Source organism: Xanthomonas sp. SHU 199 (genome assembly GCF_000364665.1).
GTDB lineage: Bacteria > Pseudomonadota > Gammaproteobacteria > Xanthomonadales > Xanthomonadaceae > Xanthomonas_A > Xanthomonas_A sontii.
Window position 1 is genome coordinate 1 of record NZ_AQOI01000860.1, and the last position, 1,876, is coordinate 1,876.

Consider the following 1,876-nt stretch of genomic DNA (forward strand, 5'->3'; position numbering starts at 1 on the left):
GGCGCGGTGGACGTGCCGCTGGCGCTGCGCGAATCGGCGGTGGACCTGCGTTTCCTGCCGTTCCTGTGGCTGGTGGCGATGGCGGTGGCGACGCCGCGCGGTCGTCGCACCACCTTCAACGGCCTGGCGGTGATCGCTGCGCTCTGGACCGTGGATGCGCTGGCGCAGGCGCTGTGCGGCACCAGCCCGCTGTTCTGGTCGCTGGACCAGCTGAAGTGGGCGATCAGCCACCACGGCCTGTGCACGCCGCAGGAGATCGCCCTGGCCGATCGCCTCAGCGGCGTGTTCGGCCCGTGCAACCTGAAGTTCGGCCAGGTGCTGGCCAGCGTATCGCCGTTCCTGCTGGGGTTGGCTGCGCGCCGCGGCGGTGCCTGGGGCTGGTTGATCGCGGCAGGGGCGGTCGGCGTGGTGCTGGTGCTGGCGGGATCGCGCGCGTCGTGGATCACCTTCGCGGTGCTGCTGGTGCTGTCGGGCTGGCGCCTGCTCGGCGCGCGCAAGCTGCTGGCACTGGGCGTGGCCGCGCTGCTGGTGGCGGGGGTGTTGGGCGTGGTGTCGCCGCAGGTGCACGACCGCTTCGAGCGCACCGCGCGCGCGCTCAGCGGGCATCCGGCCGACCTCAACGCGGCGCTGACCGGGCGTGCGCAGATCTGGAGCGCGGCCTGGTGCATGATCCGCCAGCACCCGATCAACGGCGTCGGCGTGCGCGGCTTCCGCGAGGCCTACGTCGGGTGCGACCCGGATCCGGGCCATGCCGGGGAATGGGGGCGCGAGCCGGCGTTCCATGCCCACCAGATCGTGCTCGAGGTGCTCGCCGAGACCGGCGTGATCGGCCTGCTGCTGTGGCTGGCCGGTGCCGCGCAGGCGTGGCGCGCCTGGCGCTACGCCTCGGCGCAGGCGCGCGAGCGGGCGCGCCCGGCGATGCAGGCGCTGCTGATCACGGTGTTCCCGTTCAATACCCACCTAGCGTTCTATTCGTCGTTCTGGGGCGGGCTGACCATGCTGCTGATCGGCCTGTACGCCGGCGCCCTGCTGGCGAACGACACTGAACCGGGCGAGCGCGCCGATGCCGCGACGTCGGGGTGAGCGCTCAGCCGCGCTCGTAGAAGTCGCTGCGGCCGCCGGGCTGGCGCTTGAAACGGCGGTGGATCCATAGATACTGCGCCGGTGCTTCGCGCACCATCGCCTCGATGGCGGCGTTGACCCGCGCGGTGTCGGCGACCATGTCTTCCGACGGGAAGTCCTGCAGCGGCGGCGCGATGCGCAGCACGTAGTCGGCGCCTTCGCGGCGGTGGAAGTACGGCACCACCGCGCAGCCGGTCAGCCGCGCCAGCTGATGGGTGGCGGTGATGGTGGCCGCGGGCATGCCGAAGAACGGCACGAACACCGTGTCCTTGCCGCGCATGTCCTGGTCCGGCGCGTACCACAGGAAACCGCCGCGCTTGAGATGGCGCACGCTGCCGCGCAGGTCCTCGTTGGCGAACATCGCGGTGGCGTAGCGCAGGCGGCCGCGCTTGACCGCCCATTCGAACACCGGATTGCGGTGGCGCCGGTACATGCCGGCCAGCGGCACGTACTGACACAGCAGCCGGCCGCAGATCTCCAGGGTCATGAAGTGGCCCGACACCAGCAGCACGCCGCGGCCCTGCGCCTGCAAGGCCTGCAGGTGTTCCAGCCCCTCGATGCGGGTGCGCCGGCGGATCGCGCCGATGCCGCCCCACCAGGCGCGGGCGAATTCGAACACGCCCACGCCCAGCGCATCGAAGCTGTCGCGCAGCAGGCGTTCGCGCCAGGCATCGCTCTGCTCCGGGAAGCACAGCTTCAGGTTCACCTCGGCGGCGTGGCGGCGGGTGCCGGCCAGGCGCAGCGCCAGCCAGCC

General features: G+C 72.1%; 2 protein-coding genes. One reads left to right on the forward strand and one right to left on the reverse strand.

Annotation, left to right across the window (positions count from 1 at the left end):
- A partial coding sequence (locus D183_RS25855) for an O-antigen ligase family protein (RefSeq protein ID WP_017911132.1) occupies window positions 1-1,083 on the forward strand: 1,083 nt, incomplete at its 5' end.
- A gap of 4 nt (window positions 1,084-1,087) precedes the next feature.
- Here D183_RS25855 and D183_RS0123380 read toward each other — a convergent pair.
- Window positions 1,088-1,876, reverse strand: a 789-nt coding sequence (locus D183_RS0123380) for an LpxL/LpxP family Kdo(2)-lipid IV(A) lauroyl/palmitoleoyl acyltransferase (protein ID WP_017911133.1), incomplete at its 5' end; no start/stop codon positions are given.